Source organism: Microcoleus sp. BM001215392 (assembly GCF_036700185.1).
In the GTDB taxonomy this organism is placed as follows: domain Bacteria; phylum Cyanobacteriota; class Cyanobacteriia; order Cyanobacteriales; family Microcoleaceae; genus Microcoleus.
In genome coordinates this window covers 1-2155 of sequence record NZ_JAUBOJ010000636.1, presented here as the reverse complement: position 1 = coordinate 2155, position 2155 = coordinate 1, and the positions used below count along the sequence as shown (strand labels likewise).

The following is a 2155-nucleotide window of genomic DNA, read 5'->3' as shown; positions in this document are numbered from 1 at the left end:
CCTTGATGACGTACAGAATATTTTTAAAAGCAGTCAATTAGCAGGTCAATATTTAACAGGCTATGAAGACTACGGCAAATTTTTCAAACAAATTGCCACATCCTCTCACCAGAGTTGTTTAATCCTCCTCAGTTGGGAAAAACCCAGAGAAATTACTGCTTTAGAAGCAGTAAACCGACCCGCACGAACCTTACACCTCCAAGGATTAGGGGAACAAGCGGCAGAAATTCTTAGAGAAAAAGAATTGACAGATGAGGAAAAATGGTCAGACTTGATAGCCCTTTATCAAGGTCATCCTTCCTGGCTAAATATCATCGCTTCAACCATTGTCGAATTATTTGACAGTAGCGTTTCCCGGTTTTTAGCAGATAAAAATGATATTTATTTAGGTGACTTAGAACCTATTTTAGAAGCTCACTTAGAGCGTTTATCGGAGTCCGAGAAAAAGGTGGGCTACTGGTTAGCAAGTCAAAATGAAGCTGTAGATATTTCACAACAACCTGCTGATAGTGACTTATGCAAATCGCAATTGTGGCAAGCCATACAATCTTTAGGGCGACGTGGCTTAGTGGAAAAAGTGTTAGTAGGAGGGCGATCGAAGTTTTTTCTCAATCCCGTATTCAAAGCATACATTCAGTACAGGTGAAATATTATATAATCTATGAGAGATTACATTTGTTACATTTAACGAATAGAAAGCGAATCTTATGAAAACATTTACCGCTATTATCGAAAAAGATTCTGATACCAAGCTTTACGTTGGTTATATTCCTGGATTTCCTGGGGCGCATTCCCAGGGAGAAACCTTGGATGAGTTACACGAGAATCTGCGCGAGGTAATTGAGATGCTCCTCGAAGATGATACTCTCGTCATTCAGACTGAGTTTATAGGTACACAACAGATTGTGATCCGATAAACATGAGCAATATCCCAGTTCTGAAACCACAGGAAATAGTCCGCATACTAGAGAACCTTGACTTTGTAGAGGTGCGTCAAAAAGGCTCACATAAGCAGTTCCGTCACCAAGATGGGCGAGGAACTACTGTTCCTTTTCATAAAGGGCGTGATATATCACCTAGATTGCTTCAGCGGATTGCAATTGATATTGGTTTGACAGTTGAGGAAATGTTGGAGTCACGGTGAGTTGACGTGAACTACGTGACTACTTTTTGCCCAAATTGCTGCAAAACTACCGAAATTCGGAACCGAAACTGCATGGAAACAAACTCCCGCAAAGGCAAAATGTGAGGGGAAAGCATGATTTTTTTAATCGCACTTCTGGACTTCTACATCGATCGCATAAAAGCATTCACCGCATCATATTGATCTGCCATCCGCGAATAAAACTCGATCGATCGCAAATCCAACTCCGGCAACAGTTCGCTCTTGCTAACCAACTCATACCCCGTAGAGCGCAAACAATAAACCGAAATTACACTATCTTCCCAAAACCAAACCTCCCGCACACCCACCCGACGATAGATTTCCAGCGTATCAATTCCACCGCTCGTCACTGTTATCTCGATCGCCAAATCTGGAACCAACTTGCGCGTACCCAAACAATAAGACTCATCTGGTTCTTTCCGTGCACCCAACTCCTTCATCCCGATGGTTGTGCTCCCTCGCCCGTAGAAACGAATGTCTTTCGTCCGCATATAAACTTCTAAAACCTGACCTAAAGTATTTCTAGGTTCTTCATGAGCCTCAGATAAAGGAGTCATAATTTCTAAACACCCATCCAAATAAGTTAAACGCGCCCCAGTATCCGCCAAATCTGCATCCAACTTTTCCAGAGTCTCCCATGTCACGTTTGACAGGAAAGCCACACCTGTACCCAATCCTGCTTTAGAAGCTGCGACAACCATTTGACTTACCTTTTACGATCGCTCTTCCATAATATACGACTTCCAAAACTTGGAGCCTATCCTAATATTCCATTCTTTAGTCCGCGGAGGCGGACTTCGTTTGTGTAGACGCGGTTTCAACCGCCGAGTCTGATTTTTCCCCAAACAAAAAGCGCCCCTATTTCTAGGAGCGCTTTTTGATTATCTAAGGTTAAGAATTAACCGTTGATGGAAGGAGCAACCAAAGCAACTGGAGTGGTTTCGCCAGCGGCCAAGTCGAGTGGGAAGTTGTGAGCGTTGCGCTCGTGCA

General features: G+C 43.1%; 4 protein-coding genes and 1 pseudogene. 3 read left to right on the top strand and 2 right to left on the bottom strand.

The genetic code is table 11. The annotated features are described in order from the left end of the window. The 3 genes and pseudogenes from QT974_RS33655 to QT974_RS33645 all read left to right on the top strand — a co-directional run. Nucleotides 1–646, top strand: a pseudogene (locus tag QT974_RS33655) (ATPase); the annotation flags it as partial. A 61-nt stretch (nucleotides 647–707) separates the two neighbouring features. Further along, nucleotides 708–917 (top strand): type II toxin-antitoxin system HicB family antitoxin, encoded by a 210-nt coding sequence (locus tag QT974_RS33650; protein ID WP_293133322.1) that lies wholly within the window; start codon nucleotides 708–710, stop codon nucleotides 915–917. A 2-nt stretch (nucleotides 918–919) separates the two neighbouring features. Continuing rightward, nucleotides 920–1144 carry a type II toxin-antitoxin system HicA family toxin gene (locus QT974_RS33645; protein WP_333058538.1) on the top strand — a complete coding sequence of 75 codons (225 nt, stop codon included), beginning with the start codon at nucleotides 920–922 and terminating at the stop codon, nucleotides 1142–1144. 143 nt (nucleotides 1145–1287) lie between these two features. Here the strand turns inward: QT974_RS33645 and QT974_RS33640 are convergent, their stop codons facing one another. Beyond that, on the bottom strand, nucleotides 1288–1866 hold the full coding sequence (locus tag QT974_RS33640; RefSeq protein ID WP_333472698.1) for a Uma2 family endonuclease: 579 nt from the start codon (nucleotides 1864–1866) through the stop codon (nucleotides 1288–1290). A gap of 197 nt (nucleotides 1867–2063) precedes the next feature. After that, nucleotides 2064–2155, bottom strand: a 92-nt coding sequence (locus QT974_RS33635; RefSeq protein WP_333275821.1) for a photosystem II protein D1, incomplete at its 5' end; no start/stop codon positions are given.